This is a genomic window from Thioalkalivibrio sp. ALM2T, from assembly GCF_000381505.1.
Lineage (GTDB): Bacteria > Pseudomonadota > Gammaproteobacteria > Ectothiorhodospirales > Ectothiorhodospiraceae > Thioalkalivibrio > Thioalkalivibrio versutus.
Window position 1 is genome coordinate 1 of record NZ_KB906573.1, and the last position, 15516, is coordinate 15516.

Here is a 15516-nt window from a genome sequence, read left to right on the forward strand (position 1 = left end):
GCCAACCGTGGCAGGCTGCTGGACGAAGCCACCGCAAACATCGGGTGATGAAGAGGGTGGTCCGGCGTGAGCCGGAATGGGGATGGTGGGCGGGGTGCGTTGGCGTTAGCCGTGCTTCAGGATGCGCGCCCGCTCGCGCTCCCAATCCTTGTCCTTCTTGTCGGCGCGCTTGTCGTATTCCTTCTTGCCCTTGGCGAGGCCGATCTCGAGCTTGGCTCGCCCGCGCTTCCAGTACAGAGCCATGGGCACCAGGGTGTAACCCTTGCGCTCCACCGCGCCGACCAGGCGGTTGATCTCCGCGCGATGCAGCAGCAGCTTGCGCGTGCGGCTGGGATCCGGATTGATATGGGTGGAGGCGGTCGGCAACGGGGTGATGTGGGCCCCGAACAGGAAGGCCTCGCCGTTGCGCAGCAGCACGTAGGCCTCGCTCAGCTGCGCGCGGCCCGCGCGCATCGACTTGACCTCCCAGCCCTCGAGCTCCATCCCCGCCTCCAGGCGGTCCTCGATGAAGAATTCGTGGCGCGCCTTGCGGTTGAGGGCGATGGTGCTGGACGGTTCCTTGGCTTGTTTCTTGTTCTTTCCCATAACCCGCGCAGTGTACTGCAGGCGGGCGGCCGAAGCAGTCCGAATGTCCGGGCGCGCGGGGTGAAAGTTGAGCCGGGCGACCCGCTGCCCCACAATTCCGGCGGACCCGGCGATGCGCTTGCGCGACCGGCCCTGGCCGCTGCCGGGGGCGGCGGCCCGCGGGAGCGCCTACGTCTCCGTTCAACAAGGAGCCACTGATGCCAGCCACGACCTCGATCCACGGGCAATGGACGACCCGCCTGGCCTTCATTCTCGCGGCTACGGGTTCGGCTGTTGGCCTGGGCAACATCTGGCGTTTCCCCTATATCGCCGGTGAGAACGGGGGTGGCGCCTTTGTGCTGGTTTATCTCGGCTGCATCCTGCTGATCGGCCTGCCGGTGATGATGGCGGAGATCCTGCTGGGCCGGCGCGGGCGTCAGAGCCCGATCAACACCATGTCGGCGCTGGCGCGCGAGGAGGGCCTGACGCGTGCCTGGGGCATGATCGGCTGGATCGGGGTGCTGGCCGGATTCCTGATCCTGTCGTTCTACAGCGTGGTCGCGGGCTGGTCGCTGTCGTATGTCTTCAAATCGGGGACCGGCGGCTTCCTCGGGCTGGATGCGGATGGCTCGGAGTCGATGTTCGGCAACATGCTCGCGGACCCGGAGGCCCTGCTGGCCTGGCACACCATCTTCATGGTGATGACGGCGATGGTGGTCGCGCGTGGGGTGCAGTCCGGCCTGGAGAAGGCGGTGACCATCCTGATGCCGCTGCTGTTCGTGATGCTGGTGGTGATGGTCGGCTATGCGATGGTCGAGGGGCAGTTCCTCGCCGGACTGGAGTTCCTGCTGTATCCGGACTTCTCCGCGCTGTCCGCCAACGCGGTTCTGCTGGCGATGGGCCAGGCCTTCTTTACGCTCAGCCTGGGCATGGGCGCGATCATGATCTACGGCAGTTATCTGCAAAGCGATGCGTCCATCGCGCGCACCTCCGCGGCGGTGGTTGGCGCGGATACCCTGGTCGCGATCATGGCCGGGCTGGCGATCTTCCCCATCGTGCTCGGGGCCGGGCTGTCGGCGGAGCAGGGGCCGGGGCTGATCTTTGTGACCCTGCCGCTGGCCTTTGCCGACATGCCGGGCGGGCTGTATTTCGGCACCATGTTCTTCGTGTTGCTGGTGTTTGCGGCCTGGACCTCGGCGATCTCCATCATCGAGCCGGCGGTCGCCTTCCTGGTCGAGAACATGGGGCTGACCCGGGTGATGGCGACCGCGATGATCGCCATCGGGGCCTGGTTCCTCGGCATCGGCGCATTGCTGTCGCTGAACGTCTGGTCCGACTACACCCTGTTCGACATGGGCATCCTGGACCTGCTGGATTACGTGACGGCCAACATCCTGCTGCCGCTGGGCGGGTTCCTGATCGCGATCTTCGTGGGCTGGCGCATGACCGAGCGCTCGGTGCAGTCCGAGCTGCGCCTCAAGCACCCGGTCCTGTACCAGGTCTGGTACTTTCTGGTGCGTTTCGTCGCGCCGGTCGCGATCCTGTTTGTGTTCCTGCGCGCCGTGGAGTTGATCTGATGGCCTCGAAGATTCGCCGCTACGCGGACGTGCCCTACAGCCGTGAACAGATGTTCAATCTGGTGAATGACGTAGACGCCTATCCGCAGTTCCTGCCCGGCTGCCGCAGTGCCTCCGCGCGCCCGCGCGGCGAGCACGAGGTGGAGGGCACGATCGAACTGGCCAAGGGCGCGCTGCACAAGTCGTTCACCACCCGGAACACGCTCAAGCGCCCGGAAAGCATCGACATGCGCCTGGTCTCCGGGCCGTTCCGACGCCTGCACGGGACCTGGAGCTTTACCGAGGTCGAGGGCGGCAAGACCCGCATCGCCCTGGAGCTGGAGTTCGAGTTTGCCAACCGGATCATGGCCTTCGCGATCGGTCCGGTGTTCAACCAGATCGCCAACTCGCTGGTGGATGCGTTTGTCCAGCGCGCGCGCGAGGTCCACGGTGCCGGATAGTCACGTGGCCCCGGCCGAGGAAGGCGGGATGATCCGGGTGGAGGTGGCCTATGCCCGGCCCGATCGCCAGGTGATCCTGCCGCTGGTTGTGCCCGAGGGCACGACGGTGGAAACCGCGCTGCGCCAGTCGGAGATTGAACTGCAGTTCCCCGAGATCGATCTGGACAACGCCAAGGTCGGGATCTTCGGCAAGATCACCCGTAGGGACACCGTGCTGCGCCCACGCGACCGCATCGAGGTTTATCGCCCGCTGATCGCGGATCCGAAGGAGGTGCGGCGCCAGCGTGCCGACAAAGGGCGCAAGAAGAAACCGGGCAAGGGTGACGCCGGTGCTGCCGACGACAAGCCGAAGGAGGCGCCGACCAACAACGCGAAGGAGTAGCAGGGGCTCGCGGCGGCGAGATATACCGCGCGCGGGTGTCAGTCGTTGTCTCTGTCTACCGGATGCTCGTCCAGCGCCACCGGCTGCGGGATGTCGGCATCCACATGGCTGACTACGCCGTTGTCGAAATGCACGGTCACTCGCTGGCGTTCGGTGGAGCCGAAGCCTGGACGGCGATAGTAGACGTAGTCCCAGCGGTCATCGGCCCGGAAGGCGGGCTCCAGCTGGGGCGACCCCATCAGGAAGCGGACCTGCTGCGGGGTCATGCCGGGCTGGATCTGGGCCACCTGTACGGGGTCGATCACATTGCCCTGCTGGACATCCAGACGGAACTGGTTGAGGCCGCCGCAGGCGCTCAGCAGGCTTGCGGCCACGGCGATAGAAATGAGAATCTTGATCATCTGAGCGGGCGGTCCTCGGCGTCTGGTGGGCCGTGAACGCGCATGGTACACCAAAGCGTCCCGCTACTCTCAAGCGGACGGGACCGGGAAAACGGGCAATGGAAACGAGTAATCTCAAGAAGGCCGGGCTCAAGGTCACGCTGCCGCGGATGAAGATCCTCGAGATCCTCGAGAACTCGGAGACCCGTCACCTGACGGCCGAGGCGATCTATCGCGAGTTGCTCGATTCCGGCGAAGAAATCGGTCTGGCCACGGTGTATCGCGTGCTGACCCAGTTCGAGGCGGCCGGGCTGGTCTGCCGCCTGCACCTGGAGGGCAACCAGGCGGTGTTCGAGCTGGAGCGCGGCGGGCACCACGACCACATCGTCTGCAACCAGTGCGGGCGAGTCGAGGAGTTCTACGACGAAACCATCGAGCGCCGCCAGCGGGAGATCGCCGAGCACCACGGCTTTGCCATCAAGGACCACGCGCTGGTCCTGTACGGCGATTGCACCGACAGCGCCTGCCCCCACCGCCCCGCCTGACCACGCACCCACCGCACTCGCGGCGAATCTCCGCCTCTATTGGCTGACGTTTCCGGTGGCTTTTTCATGCCGCCTCCCGCTATTGGCTAGGCATGGTTCGACCGCGGGTGTTTACGGTGGCTTCGGTCCGCATACTGCCGAGCGCTGACTCGCCAGCGCGCCGCGCCCGTTTTTGATCAACAACTGGCTTCTTTGCTCGTGCAAAGAAGTCCCCAAGAAACACGCCCGACTGCCGCGACCCTGGCCCGCTGCGCGGGCCGGGGTTTCCCTCGCTCCGAGGCTTTTCGCGGGCGGCGCTGAACTCGCTCCGCCTTCGGCTCCGCTCAGACATCCAGCGACCCGTGTCTATTTAGAATCGTCCCGCGAAAACCCTCTCCACTCGGCGCGACGACAACGGGGGTGAAAGGTCAAAACAGCAGCTGTCCCGGCGATAGTACTCATGGATGAAGGCAGGCTTTTCCGACATCTCAGGCACGCTCGGCCTGCGGCCGTTGCGTGCCGCACCCGCTAAGCGGGCGTCGGGGGGGGGGTCGTAGGATGTGATGAGCGCAGCGAATCGCATCATGGTTTCGCACGGCGTGGGGAATGGTGCGTTTCGCTGCGCTCAACCGCACCCTACGGGGTACCGCCTGTTTTGACCTTCATCCCCGGATGAAGCCCCTTGCGGAAGGGTCCTCGGGCCGGCCAGTTAGAAATAGACACGGGGCGCTGGATGTCTGAGCGAAGCGCAGCGTAGCGCGTTCAGCGCCGCCGGCCCGAGGGCCCTGGAGCAAGGTTCCTGCGCGGAATCCGGGTGCCCTCCTTTAGGCACTTTCTTGGGTAAGGAAGAAAGTGCCTCGCGGCGCGCTGGCGAGTCAGCGCATGGCAGGCAGGCACCGTAACAACGCGGATGACGAACTCCGACCGGCATCGGCCCGTCAGGCGGTGGAGCGAAGCCGGTTTCAGGTGGGCGGGCTCAATTGCGTGGCGAAGTGCGCCGGGGCAAACCCCTCCTGCGCGCGAAGGTAGTCGGCGAGCTGTAGTGCGAAGTCGGCCGGGACCGAGTCCCGTACCGCCGGCATCTCGCGCAGCTGGTCCCAGCGGGCGGCAAGGCGCGGAAAGGCCTCGGTCTCCCAGGGGCTGTCCGGGTCGTCGAGCAGGGCGTAGCGCATCAGAATCGGGGCCAGGGTGGCATCAATCAGCGAGAAGCCGGGCGCGGCCAGGCGGTCGTCCTGCGTCATCTGCTGTTCCAGGCGCTCCAGCCCGCGTGCAGCGGTGTGGCGCGCCAGCTCGAAGGCATCCTCGGTGGCCGCGGTCATCCAGTGATACTGGGCGAAGGTCTGCTCCGACAGGTACTCAATCCAGGCCCGGGTGCGTGCCTGTTCCAGCGGGTCGGTCGGCATCAGCGCGGGCGGGGTGATGGCATCGATATACTCGTTGATCACGGCCGACTCGAACAGCACCGTGTCATGGTCGACAATCAACACTGGAACCTTGCCCAGGGGCGAGCGTTCGCGGAACCAGTCCGGCGGGTTGGCCAGATCGATCAGGCTCAGCTCGAACGGCGCCTCCTTGTATTTCAGTGTGATCACGCTACGCTGAACAAACGGACAGATGGCGAAACTGATCAGGTGCAGATGCGGCAGATTCATGGTGGTCTTCGGCGTCCGCAGGTGGGGCGGGGGCCCGATCCGGGTCGCCGGTTCCTCGCTATTAAAGGGGGCGCATTGTCTCCCCTCGTGATGTCGCGGGAAAGTCTTGGGCAAGGGTAGCGGCCACAACGGGGCGCCGGGCGCCGGGCTGCGGATCGACAAATGGCTTTGGGCTGCCCGATTTTACAAGACGCGCGGCCTCGCCAGCGAGGCGGTCGGCGGCGGCAAGGTCCACGTGAACGGCGAGCGCTGCAAACCGGCGCGTCGGGTACACACCGGTGATCGCCTGACCATCCACCGCGGCCCGCAGGTCTGGGAGCTGGACGTTGTCCATTTGAGCGATCAGCGACGGCCGGCGCGCGAGGCCCAGGCGCTGTACACCGAGACCGAAGAAAGCCAGGCCCGACGCGCGGCCGAAAGCGAACGCCGGCGCGCCGAGCGCGCGGTCGCGGACAGCGCCCCCAGCCGGCGCCCGGACAAGCGCGAGCGACGCAAGATCCGCCGCTTTATTCGCCAGGACGGCAGCGACAGGAGTGAATCCGAGTGAACAACCCCGAAGGCTCGAGTGGCCCACCCGTCACACCCCGGTTGGCGGTGGATATGGTCATCCGCCACTCGGCGCAGCCCGGTCGTGTGCTGGTGATCGAGCGCCACAATCGCCCGCACGGCTGGGCCCTGCCGGGCGGCTTCGTCGACGTCGGTGAGTCGACCGAGAATGCCGCGGTACGCGAGGCGCGCGAAGAGACCGGGCTGGAGGTCGAGCTGGAGGCGTTGCTGGGGGTGTATTCCGACCCGCAGCGCGACCCGCGCGGGCACACCGTCAGCGCGGTCTACATCGCGCGGGGCCGGGGCGAGGCCAGGGCCGGGGATGACGCTGCCGACTGCGCCTGGCTGGACCCGGAAGACCCGGGCCAGGTGCTGGTCTTCGACCACCGACGTATCCTCGACGACTATCGGCGCTGGCGCCTGACCGGTGAAACCGCCGCCCCGCGTCCGGTACAAAAAACGGGATGAATCCGGCCAAGCTGTTACCATACGGCGCTTTCGACCACCGATACGGTATCGCGTGACAAAGGCTGACCCCGCAACCCCGTCCCGGCCCGACAGCGAGCTGCCGGAACCGCGCGTCTACGAGCGTGCGGAGCACGGCATCTCGCGCGCGGCGATCGACGACAACGCCCTGAAGGTGCTCTATCGGCTGCGCGAGGCCGGTTATCGCGCCTGCCTGGTGGGCGGCGGCGTGCGCGACTTGCTGCTGGGGCGCGAGCCGAAGGACTTTGATGTCGCCACCGACGCCACCCCCGAGCAGGTGCGTGGCCTGTTTCGCAACTGCCGCCTGATCGGGCGCCGCTTTCGCCTGGCGCATGTGCTGTTCGGGCGCGAGATGATCGAGGTGGCGACCTTCCGCGCGCCGCATGACGACGAGTCCGAGGACGAAGGCCAGGTCGCGCTGAGCGAGGAAGGTCGTATCCTGCGCGACAATCGCTACGGCACCATCGAGCAGGATGCGGTGCGCCGCGACTTCACCATCAACGCCCTGTATTACGACATCGAGGATTTCTCGGTGCTGGATTACACCGGTGGGTTCGAGGACCTGCGCGCGGGCGAGCTGCGCCTGATCGGCGACGACGTCGAGACGCGCCTGCGCGAAGACCCCGTGCGCATGCTGCGTGCGGTTCGCTTCGCCGCCAAGCTGGGTCTGACCATCGCGCCGGAGGTCGAGGCCGGCATCCTTGATCTCGCCTCGCTGATGCAGACGGTAGCCCCGGCGCGGCTGTTCGACGAGGTGATCAAGCTGTTCCACAGCGGCGCGGCGGTCACCTGTCTGGACGAGCTGGAACGCCTCGGCCTGTTTGAGCCGATGTTCCCCGAGGCTGCGGCCTGCTTTGCCGATCCGGACGTTGGCCCCGAACGCCGCCAGTTCCTGGTCGAGTCGCTGCTGAATACCGACAAGCGCATCAATGAAGGTCTGGGTGTGAACCCGGCGTTTCTCTACGCGGCCATCCTCTGGGCCCCGGTGCAGGTGGCCGCGGCCAAACGGATCGCGGCCGACGAACAGGAGATTCCGGCCTGGCAGCAGGCGATGGCCGAGGTGCTGGATCGTCAGGTGAAGACGGTGTCCATTCCCAAGCGCTTCAGCCTGATCGTGCGCGAGATATGGGAACTCCAGGCGCGGCTGGAGCGCCACCGTGGTGGCCGTGCGCTGCGCCTGCTGACGCATCCGCGCTTTCGCGCCGGTTATGACTTCCTCTGCCTGCGCGCCCGCGCCGGCGATGCCGACCCCGAGCTGTGTCGCTGGTGGACCGAGATCCAGGAGCTGGACGAGGACGCACAGAAGGCCATGGCGGGTGCCCAGGGCAAGGGTGTTCCCAAAGGGGATGGCAAGGCTGGAGCCAAGAGTAAGTCACGCCGTGGCGGCCGGCGCCGGCGTCGGGGACGCAAGGGCGGCGCCGGCGCGAGCGCCGATGCGGGCGCAAACCCGGAATCGGGGGGTGGCGGCGAATGAGCAGCGTGCCTGCCCGCGGAGTGCACGCGTTCATCGGGATCGGCGCCAACCTGGGTGACCCCGAGATGCAGGTGCGGGACTCCTTTGCCCGGCTGGCGCATGAATTGCCGCAAACGCGTCTGATCGGGCGCTCGCGGCTGTTCCGTAACCCGCCGATGGGCCCGCAGGACCAGCCCGACTACGTGAACGCCGTGGCCCGTCTGCACACCCGGCTGGAGCCGCTGGACCTGCTGGCGGAGCTGCAGGCCATCGAGTGCGCCTGCGGGCGCGAGCGGGACGGTACCCGCTGGGGGCCGCGCCTGCTGGATCTTGATCTGTTGCTGTTCGGCGAGCAGTCGCTGGATCTGCCGGGGCTGAAAGTGCCGCACGCCGGGATCGCCGAGCGCGACTTTGTGATCCTGCCGCTGCTGGAGCTGGCGCCGTCGCTGCAGATCCCGGGAGTGGGTCCGCTGGAGCGGCTGGCGCAGCGCTTCGACGGTGCGAGCCTGATCCCGATCGCGGAACCGCAGGAGGCCGTGGCGACTGCGGAGGGGCGCGGATGAGCCTTGCCGATTTCGATTTCATCGCGGTAGAGGGACCGATTGGGGTCGGCAAGTCCAGCCTGGCCAAGCGCCTGGCCGAGCACCTACAGGCGGAGGGCATCTTCGAGGCCCCGGACGAGAACCCTTTCCTGGATCGCTTCTATCAGGAGCCGGACAAGCACGCCCTGGCGACCCAGCTGCACTTTCTGGTGCAGCGCGTGCGCCAGCTGACGCCGCTGGCGCAGAAGGGCCTGTTCGAGCAGCGCCATGTGTCCGACTACCTGATGGACAAGGACCCGCTGTTCGCCGAGCTGAACCTGCATCCGGACGAGCTGGAGATCTACCGCGAGATGTTCCGCCATCTGCGCGGAGGGCTGCCGCGCCCGGACCTGGTGGTCTACCTGCAGGCGCCGGTGGAGGTGCTGCAGGAGCGCATCCGCCGCCGGGCGCGACCGTACGAACGTCACATCGAGGCCGGTTATCTGGAGCGCTTGAACGCCGCCTACGCGGAATTCTTCTATCATTTCGAAGGACCGGCGCTCGTGATTGTGAACGCCACCGAGATCGACTGGGTGAACAACCCGGCCGACTTTGACCAGCTGGTGCAGTTCCTGGAGCCGATCCAGGGCGGGCGGCACTACTTCAACCCGTTGCCGATCTCGCTTTGAGGCTGGCAAGCCGGACTGCCCGGGAGGCATGAGCATGCGTCCGATTACCGTGAATACCCTGGCCCAGCGCAAGCAGGCGGGCGAACCCATCGCTTGCCTCACGGCCTATGATGCAGCCTTCGCCGGGTTGCTGGATCGCTGTGGGGTCGACGTGATCCTGGTCGGCGATTCCCTGGGCATGGTGGTCCAGGGGCATGCGACCACCCTGCCAGTGACGCTGGAGGACATGGTCTACCATGTAGCCAACGTGGCCCGCGGCAGTGAGAACGCGCTGATCATGGCCGACATCCCGTTCCTCGGCGATGTCGATCCCGCTACCGCGCTGGTCCAGTCCGGGGCGCTCCTGCGCGCCGGGGCTCACATGGTCAAGGTGGAATGCGGCGCGATGGAAGTCCCCGTGGTCGAGCGCCTGGTCGCCGCCGGGATTCCGGTCTGTGCCCATCTGGGCCTGACCCCGCAGGCGGTGCACCGGCTCGGCGGGCACCGCGTGCAGGGGCGCGACCCGAAGGCTGCGGCGGAGCTGGAATCCCTGGCCGCGCAGCTGGAGAACGCCGGGGCCCAGGCCCTGCTGCTGGAGGGTATCCCCGAGAGTCTGGCCGATGTCATCGTGCGCAGTGCGGGGGTCCCGGTGATCGGGATTGGCGCCAGCCCGCGTTGCGATGGTCAAGTGCTTGTCTTGACCGACGTGATCGGCCTGACACCCGAGCCGCCGCGCTTCGCGCGCGATTTCCTTGCCGAGGGCGGTTCCCTGGAGGGCGCCGTCCGCGGATACTGTGACGCGGTGCGGGCGCGAGCCTTCCCCGAATCCGGCGTGCATACCTTCAGTTAACTGCGTTTCCCAAAGGATGGATCCTGGCCCATGAGAATCCTGCGTGATCGGCCGCAACTGGTGGCCATGCATCGAGAGTGGTCCCGCAAGGGGCGCGGTACCGTGGCGCTGGTGCCCACGATGGGCAACCTCCACGAGGGCCATATGACCGTGATCCGGCATGCCCGGGCGCGGGCCCAGCGGGTGGTGGTGTCGATTTTCGTCAATCCACTGCAATTCGACCGCGCCGAGGATCTGGAGCGCTATCCGCGCACCCTCGATGAGGACGCCCGGCTGGCGACGAATGCCGGTGTGGACGCCTTGTTCTGTCCCAGTGAAGAGGACATGTACCCTGCCGATGGCCTGCCCCCGGTGCAGGTCGTGGTGCCGGTGCTTTCCGAGATCCTGGAGGGTGCCTATCGCCAGGGGCACTTTGAGGGCGTGGCCACCGTGGTGACCAAACTGTTCAACCTGGTGCGCCCGGATCTGGCCCTGTTCGGCGAGAAGGATTACCAGCAGTTCAAGCTGATCGAGCGCATGGTGCAGGGGCTCGACATCCCCACCCGGGTGGAGGCAGTCCCGACCGTGCGCGAGCCGGACGGCCTGGCCTTCAGTTCACGCAACAGCCAGCTGTCGGAAGAGGCGCGGGCCGTGGCACCCGAGCTCAAGCGGGTGCTGGACGAGGTGGCGACCGTCTGCCGCACGGCCACCAAAGTCGACGCCGACCGCATCGCCGAGGTGGAGGCCCGCGCCAGCGATCGTCTGCGCGAGGCCGGCTTCGAGCCCGAATACCTCTCCATCCGCCGTGCGGAAGACCTGATGGAGCCGGAAACCGATATGCCCCTGGCCGAGCAGGACCTGGTGGTCCTGGCCGCCGTCTGGATGGAAGGCGTCCGCCTGATCGACAACGTCCGCACCCGTACCGACTGACTCCGCTTGTTTCGGCTACCCCGAAGCACACGAAGAAATTCAAGAGTCATCCACAGAAGATGGGCAGGTTAAAGGGTGAGGGTGGTGCTGCAGAGCGCTGACAATCGGTAACGTTCTTGCTGGCCCCCGAACGCCGGATCCATTCCTGTTTTGCCACTCGTTCTGTCTTCCAGCCTGCCTGTAAGTCGCCCTCGATTTTCTCCGTGTCTTCGCGCGCTTCACGGCGAAAAACCATCGACTCGAGAAGGCGCGTTTGCCGTATCCGCCGGGATCGCGGATAATTTTCCGCCCTTCCGAGGTTCAAGCCGGGAATTCGCCGTATGTTTGTCACCATGCTGAAAGGCAAGCTGCATCAGGGCCGGGTCACGCATTGCGAGCTGGAATACGAGGGCTCCTGTGCCATCGACACGCGCCTGCTGGACGCCGCCGGCATCCTGCCGTTCGAGCAGATCCAGATCTACAACGTCGACAACGGCGAGCGCTTTACCACCTACGCGATCGAGGGCGAGGCCGGCTCCGGGATCATTTCGGTCAACGGCGCGGCCGCACACAAGGCCGCGGTGGGCCATCGCGTGATCATCTGCGCCTATGGCCAGATGGAGGCCGCCGAGGCCCGCGAATTCACGCCCGACCTGGTCTATCTCGACGCCGGCAACCGCATCGTGCGCACCGGTAACGGCATCCCGGTCCAGGCCGCTTAAGAACACTCTCCTTCGCGCGCGCCTCCCGCAGTTGTCGGGCCGGGGCTGCGCCGCTATCCTCGACGCCCATGAATCTCCACGAATTCCAGGCCAAGGCGCGCTTTCGCGACGCCGGCATCCCCGTCCCCGAAGGTCAGGTGATCGACGCCGTCGAGCAGGTCTCCGAGGCCTGGCAGGCGCTGGGTGCCGAGCGCGGGCTGGTCAAGGCCCAGGTGCACTCGGGTGGTCGCGGCAAGGCCGGTGGCGTGGTCATGGCGGATTCCGCCGATGCTGCGCGCGAGGCGGCGGAAAAGCTTCTGGGTTCGCGCCTGGTGACCGGTCAGAGCGGTCCCGAGGGGCTGCCGGTGGACCAGCTGCTGCTGGAGCCGGCGGCGGACATCGCCCGCGAGTTCTATTTCGCGATGCTGGTGGATCGTTCGCGTGAGCGCCTGGCGCTGGTGGTCTCCGCCGAGGGCGGCATGGACATCGAGACCCTGGCGGCGGAGCGCCCCGAGGCCGTGGTGACCTTGCCGATCCATCCGGCCACCGGCGTGATGCCCTTCCACGGCCGCCGGGTCGCCGCCACCCTGGGTCTGTCCGGCGACGCGGCGAAGGCGATGGCGCAGCTGGTGACCAATGCCCATGCCCTGTTCCAGCAGCTCGACGCGCAGCTCCTCGAGATCAACCCACTGGTGCTGACCCATGAAGATCAGCTGCTGGCGATCGACGCTAAACTGACCATCGACGACTCCGCGGCCTACCGCCAGAAGGCGCTGTTCGCAGAGCGTGACGTACGTCAGCGCGACCCGGCCGAGGAGCAGGCACACGAGCACGACCTCAACTACATCCGCCTGGACGGCTCGATCGGCTGCATGGTCAACGGCGCCGGTCTGGCAATGGCGACCATGGACCTGATCCAGCACCACGGCGGCTCGCCGGCCAACTTCCTCGATGTCGGCGGCGGTACGACGGTGGAGCGGGTCACCGCAGCGTTCAAGCTGATCCTGTCGGACCCATCGGTGAAGGCGGTGCTGGTGAATATCTTTGGCGGCATCGTGCGCTGCGACCTGATCGCCGAGGGCATTATCGCCGCGATTCGCGAGATCCAGGTTCAGGTGCCGGTGGTGGTGCGCCTGGAGGGCACCAACGCCGAGCAGGGCCGCGCCGCGCTGGCCAATTCCGGCCTGGACGTGATCCCGGCCGCCGATCTGGACGCGGCGGCGCGCGCCGTGGTGGAGGCCGTGGCATGAGCATCCTCGTCGACCGCGACACCAAGGTGATCTGCCAGGGCTTCACCGGCAAGCAGGGCAGTTTTCACTCGGAGCAGGCCATCGCCTACGGCACGCGCCTGGTCGGGGGCGTGACCCCGGGCAAGGGCGGCCAGACCCACCTGGACCGGCCGGTGTTCGACACCGTCGCCGATGCCGTGGCGCAGACCGGCGCGAGTGTCAGCATGATCTACGTCCCGGCCCCGTTTGCGGCCGACGCGATCTGCGAGGCGGCGGATGCCGGGATCGAACTGGCCGTTTGTATCACCGAGGGCATCCCGGTCCAGGACATGGTGCGGGTCAAACAGGTACTGGCCGGCAGCCCCACGCGCCTGATCGGCCCGAATTGCCCGGGCATCATCACCCCGGATGCCTGCAAGGTCGGGATCATGCCCGGCTATGTCCACAGCCGCGGGCGCATCGGCATCATCTCGCGCTCGGGCACCCTGACCTACGAGGCGGTCAAGCAGACCTCGGACCTCGGGCTTGGTCAGAGCACCTGCGTGGGCATCGGCGGTGACCCGATCCAGGGCCTCGACTTTGTCGACTGCCTGCGCCTGTTCCGCGACGATCCGGAGACCGACGGCGTGCTGATGGTGGGCGAGATCGGCGGTGATGCCGAGGAACGCGCCGCACGCTATATCGCGGACGAATTCGACAAGCCGGTAGCCGCCTATATTGCCGGCGCCACGGCGCCCCCGGGGCGGCGCATGGGTCATGCCGGCGCGATCATCGCCGGTGGCCAGGGTACCGCGGAGCAGAAGATGACGGCCCTGCGCGAGGCTGGCGCGACCGTGGCGGAGAGCCCGGCCGAGCTGGGCGCTGCGATGCAGTCCGCGCTCGCCCGCGCCTGAGTCGCCGATGACCCCTGACCAGCCTCTGCGTCTGGCCCTGGCCCAGATCAATCCGGTCGTGGGCGGGCTGGACGACAATCGCCACCAAATCATCGAGGCCATCGAGCAGGCCCGTGCCGGTGGCGCCCGCGCAGTGGTTTTCCCCGAACTCGCGGTCACCGGCTATCCCCCCGAGGATCTGCTGCTGCGCCCGGCCTTCCTGTTGGGCGTGGAGCGCGCGGTGGTGGCGATCACCAGGGCGGCGCGGGGTATCGACGTGATCCTGGGTGCCCCGGTGCAGGGAGATGGCGGCCTGATCAACGCGGCCCTCTGGCTGCGCGACGGGGCCTGTATCGCGCGCTACGCCAAGCAGGTTCTGCCCAACTATTCGGTATTCGACGAGCAGCGCTATTTCGTTGCCGGCGATGCCCCCTGCGTGGTCGAGCTGGATGGCTGGCAGATCGGGCTGACCGTCTGCGAGGACATCTGGCAGCCGGGTCCGGCCGCCGGGGCGCAGGCTGCCGGGGCCGAGGTCCTGCTGAATCTCAACGCGTCGCCCTACCACCGCGGCAAGGCCGAGGAACGCCTGCAGGTGGTCGGGGCGCGGGTGGCCGAGACCGGCTGTCCGGTGGTCTACGTGAACCAGGTGGGCGGGCAGGACGAACTGGTGTTCGATGGCCGCTCGTTCGTGCACGACCCGGTCAACGGGGCCCGTGCCGTGTTGCCCGCCTGGGCCACCGGCCAGGGTCAGGTGGAGGCGAGTCGCAGTGCGCAGGGGCCGTTCCTGCGGCCCCGCGACGAGCACATGCATCTGTCCGCCTGCGGCATCCTCCCGACCCTGCCCGATCCGGGTCCGGAACCGGACGAGGCGGATGCCCGCGACCTCTACCAGGCGCTGATGATCGGCATCCGTGACTACGTGAGCAAGAACGGCTTCCCGGGGGTATTGCTGGGCCTGTCTGGCGGCATCGACTCCGGTCTGACCGCGGCGCTGGCGGCGGATGCGCTGGGCCCGGCGGCGGTGACCGCGGTGATGATGCCCTATCGCTATACCGCCTCGATCAGCATCGAGGATGCGGAGGCGCAGGCGCGGCTTCTGGGGCTCGAATACCACGAGATCGCCATCGAGCCGATGGTGGAGAGCTTCATGGCCGGGCTGGGGGATGCCCTCGCGGCCTACCCGGCCGGGGCGGGGGACGTGACCGAACAGAATCTGCAGGCGCGCGCCCGCGGCGTGTTGCTGATGGCGCTGTCCAACCGCAGCGGCAAGCTGCTGCTGGCCACCGGCAACAAGTCCGAGATGGCGGTGGGCTATTCCACGCTGTACGGCGACATGAATGGCGGTTTCGCGCCACTGAAGGACGTCTCCAAGCAGTGGGTGTACCGCCTGGCACGCTGGCGCAACACGTGCGGCGCGGCGATCCCGCCGCGGGTGATCGAGCGCCCGCCCAGCGCCGAGCTGGCGCCGGACCAGCAGGATGCCGACTCGCTGCCGCCATACGATGTGCTGGACGCGATCCTCGAGGCCTTCGTCGAGCAGGAGCAGTCGGTCGCCGAGATCGTCGCCCAGGGCTTCGACCGGCCCACGGTGGAGCGCATCGCGCGCATGGTGTTCATCGCCGAGTACAAGCGCCGCCAGGCCGCGCCGGGGGTGCGGGTCAGCCCGCGTGCCTTCGGCCGTGACCGGCGCTACCCGATCACCTCGGGCTATCGTCCGGATTGAGCGATACTCGACGCCGGACCCGAGCGCCGTTATTGCGAGGGGGCGAAGCCGACGCGGCAC

At 67.2% G+C, this 15516-nt stretch carries 18 protein-coding genes; 15 read left to right on the forward strand and 3 right to left on the reverse strand.

Features of this window, described 5'->3' with window-relative positions; all coding sequences use genetic code 11:
* Positions 1-105 precede the first annotated feature (105 nt).
* A complete protein-coding gene (gene smpB / locus F816_RS0113160; RefSeq protein WP_018168069.1) occupies positions 106-585 on the reverse strand; it encodes an SsrA-binding protein SmpB in 480 nt (159 codons plus the stop codon).
* A 197-nt stretch (positions 586-782) separates the two neighbouring features.
* On the opposite strand from smpB, the gene F816_RS0113165 reads away from it, so the two are divergent.
* From F816_RS0113165 to F816_RS0113175, 3 genes are read left to right on the forward strand one after another with little or no spacing between them, the layout of a single operon-like run.
* Positions 783-2141: a sodium-dependent transporter gene (locus F816_RS0113165; RefSeq protein WP_018168070.1), complete on the forward strand. Its 1359-nt coding sequence runs from the start codon at positions 783-785 to the stop codon at positions 2139-2141.
* On the forward strand, positions 2141-2581 hold the full coding sequence (locus F816_RS0113170; protein ID WP_019595113.1) for a type II toxin-antitoxin system RatA family toxin: 441 nt from the start codon (positions 2141-2143) through the stop codon (positions 2579-2581). The genes F816_RS0113165 and F816_RS0113170 overlap by 1 nt, the downstream gene beginning before the upstream one ends.
* A gap of 28 nt (positions 2582-2609) precedes the next feature.
* Positions 2610-2963 (forward strand): RnfH family protein, encoded by a 354-nt coding sequence (locus F816_RS0113175; RefSeq protein WP_051080105.1) that lies wholly within the window; start codon positions 2610-2612, stop codon positions 2961-2963.
* Positions 2964-3001: 38 nt separating this feature from the next.
* Here the strand turns inward: F816_RS0113175 and F816_RS0113180 are convergent, their stop codons facing one another.
* Positions 3002-3364 carry an outer membrane protein assembly factor BamE gene (locus F816_RS0113180; RefSeq protein WP_018145395.1) on the reverse strand — a complete coding sequence of 121 codons (363 nt, stop codon included), beginning with the start codon at positions 3362-3364 and terminating at the stop codon, positions 3002-3004.
* A 98-nt stretch (positions 3365-3462) separates the two neighbouring features.
* Between F816_RS0113180 and fur the strand changes: the two genes are divergently transcribed.
* Positions 3463-3888, forward strand: coding sequence for a ferric iron uptake transcriptional regulator (gene fur, locus F816_RS0113185; protein ID WP_019595115.1), 426 nt, complete (start codon positions 3463-3465; stop codon positions 3886-3888).
* 941 nt (positions 3889-4829) lie between these two features.
* Here the strand turns inward: fur and F816_RS0113190 are convergent.
* Positions 4830-5519 (reverse strand): glutathione S-transferase family protein, encoded by a 690-nt coding sequence (locus F816_RS0113190; RefSeq protein WP_019595116.1) that lies wholly within the window; start codon positions 5517-5519, stop codon positions 4830-4832.
* Positions 5520-5625: 106 nt separating this feature from the next.
* Between F816_RS0113190 and F816_RS0113195 the strand changes: the two genes are divergently transcribed.
* The 11 genes from F816_RS0113195 (at position 5626) to F816_RS0113245 (ending at position 15456) form a co-directional block, all read left to right on the forward strand.
* Complete coding sequence (locus F816_RS0113195; RefSeq protein WP_018938995.1) at positions 5626-6066, forward strand: RNA-binding S4 domain-containing protein; 441 nt, start codon at positions 5626-5628, stop codon at positions 6064-6066.
* Positions 6063-6533 carry an NUDIX hydrolase gene (locus tag F816_RS0113200; protein WP_026333278.1) on the forward strand — a complete coding sequence of 157 codons (471 nt, stop codon included), beginning with the start codon at positions 6063-6065 and terminating at the stop codon, positions 6531-6533. The genes F816_RS0113195 and F816_RS0113200 overlap by 4 nt, the downstream gene beginning before the upstream one ends.
* Positions 6534-6585: 52 nt before the next feature.
* Positions 6586-8025, forward strand: coding sequence for a polynucleotide adenylyltransferase PcnB (gene pcnB / locus F816_RS0113205; RefSeq protein WP_018168075.1), 1440 nt, complete (start codon positions 6586-6588; stop codon positions 8023-8025).
* Positions 8022-8567 (forward strand): 2-amino-4-hydroxy-6-hydroxymethyldihydropteridine diphosphokinase, encoded by a 546-nt coding sequence (folK, locus tag F816_RS0113210; RefSeq protein ID WP_019595118.1) that lies wholly within the window; start codon positions 8022-8024, stop codon positions 8565-8567. Before pcnB ends, folK begins: the two co-directional genes overlap by 4 nt.
* On the forward strand, positions 8564-9214 hold the full coding sequence (locus F816_RS0113215) for a deoxynucleoside kinase (RefSeq protein WP_018144144.1): 651 nt from the start codon (positions 8564-8566) through the stop codon (positions 9212-9214). The genes folK and F816_RS0113215 overlap by 4 nt, the downstream gene beginning before the upstream one ends.
* 34 nt (positions 9215-9248) lie before the next feature.
* Positions 9249-10043 carry a 3-methyl-2-oxobutanoate hydroxymethyltransferase gene (gene panB / locus F816_RS0113220; RefSeq protein WP_018168077.1) on the forward strand — a complete coding sequence of 265 codons (795 nt, stop codon included), beginning with the start codon at positions 9249-9251 and terminating at the stop codon, positions 10041-10043.
* Positions 10044-10073: 30 nt separating this feature from the next.
* A complete protein-coding gene (gene panC, locus F816_RS0113225; RefSeq protein WP_019595119.1) occupies positions 10074-10952 on the forward strand; it encodes a pantoate--beta-alanine ligase in 879 nt (292 codons plus the stop codon).
* 320 nt (positions 10953-11272) lie between these two features.
* The gene (gene panD / locus F816_RS0113230) at positions 11273-11653 is read left to right on the forward strand and encodes an aspartate 1-decarboxylase (RefSeq protein ID WP_018144141.1); all 381 of its coding nucleotides are present in this window, start codon (positions 11273-11275) and stop codon (positions 11651-11653) included.
* 68 nt (positions 11654-11721) lie between these two features.
* Positions 11722-12882, forward strand: a complete 1161-nt coding sequence (gene sucC, locus F816_RS0113235) for an ADP-forming succinate--CoA ligase subunit beta (protein ID WP_019595120.1) — start codon at positions 11722-11724, stop codon at positions 12880-12882.
* Entirely contained in the window at positions 12879-13754 is an 876-nt protein-coding gene (sucD, locus tag F816_RS0113240) for a succinate--CoA ligase subunit alpha (protein ID WP_019595121.1), read from the forward strand. Before sucC ends, sucD begins: the two co-directional genes overlap by 4 nt.
* Positions 13755-13761: 7 nt before the next feature.
* The gene (locus F816_RS0113245; RefSeq protein WP_019595122.1) at positions 13762-15456 is read left to right on the forward strand and encodes an NAD+ synthase; all 1695 of its coding nucleotides are present in this window, start codon (positions 13762-13764) and stop codon (positions 15454-15456) included.
* The last annotated feature ends 60 nt before the right edge of the window (positions 15457-15516 follow it).

Excerpts from the sequence above, each read along its gene's own strand:
- smpB (WP_018168069.1), bottom strand. The coding sequence starts at position 585 with ATGGGAAAGAACAAGAAACAAGCCAAGGAACCGTCCAGCACCATCGCC.
- F816_RS0113165 (WP_018168070.1), top strand. The coding sequence starts at position 783 with ATGCCAGCCACGACCTCGATCCACGGGCAATGGACGACCCGCCTGGCC.
- F816_RS0113170 (WP_019595113.1), top strand. The coding sequence starts at position 2,141 with ATGGCCTCGAAGATTCGCCGCTACGCGGACGTGCCCTACAGCCGTGAA.
- F816_RS0113175 (WP_051080105.1), top strand. The coding sequence starts at position 2,610 with ATGATCCGGGTGGAGGTGGCCTATGCCCGGCCCGATCGCCAGGTGATC.
- F816_RS0113180 (WP_018145395.1), bottom strand. The coding sequence starts at position 3,364 with ATGATCAAGATTCTCATTTCTATCGCCGTGGCCGCAAGCCTGCTGAGC.
- fur (WP_019595115.1), top strand. The coding sequence starts at position 3,463 with ATGGAAACGAGTAATCTCAAGAAGGCCGGGCTCAAGGTCACGCTGCCG.
- F816_RS0113190 (WP_019595116.1), bottom strand. The coding sequence starts at position 5,519 with ATGAATCTGCCGCATCTGCACCTGATCAGTTTCGCCATCTGTCCGTTT.
- folK (WP_019595118.1), top strand. The coding sequence starts at position 8,022 with ATGAGCAGCGTGCCTGCCCGCGGAGTGCACGCGTTCATCGGGATCGGC.
- F816_RS0113215 (WP_018144144.1), top strand. The coding sequence starts at position 8,564 with ATGAGCCTTGCCGATTTCGATTTCATCGCGGTAGAGGGACCGATTGGG.
- panB (WP_018168077.1), top strand. The coding sequence starts at position 9,249 with ATGCGTCCGATTACCGTGAATACCCTGGCCCAGCGCAAGCAGGCGGGC.
- panC (WP_019595119.1), top strand. The coding sequence starts at position 10,074 with ATGAGAATCCTGCGTGATCGGCCGCAACTGGTGGCCATGCATCGAGAG.
- panD (WP_018144141.1), top strand. The coding sequence starts at position 11,273 with ATGTTTGTCACCATGCTGAAAGGCAAGCTGCATCAGGGCCGGGTCACG.
- sucC (WP_019595120.1), top strand. The coding sequence starts at position 11,722 with ATGAATCTCCACGAATTCCAGGCCAAGGCGCGCTTTCGCGACGCCGGC.
- sucD (WP_019595121.1), top strand. The coding sequence starts at position 12,879 with ATGAGCATCCTCGTCGACCGCGACACCAAGGTGATCTGCCAGGGCTTC.
- F816_RS0113245 (WP_019595122.1), top strand. The coding sequence starts at position 13,762 with ATGACCCCTGACCAGCCTCTGCGTCTGGCCCTGGCCCAGATCAATCCG.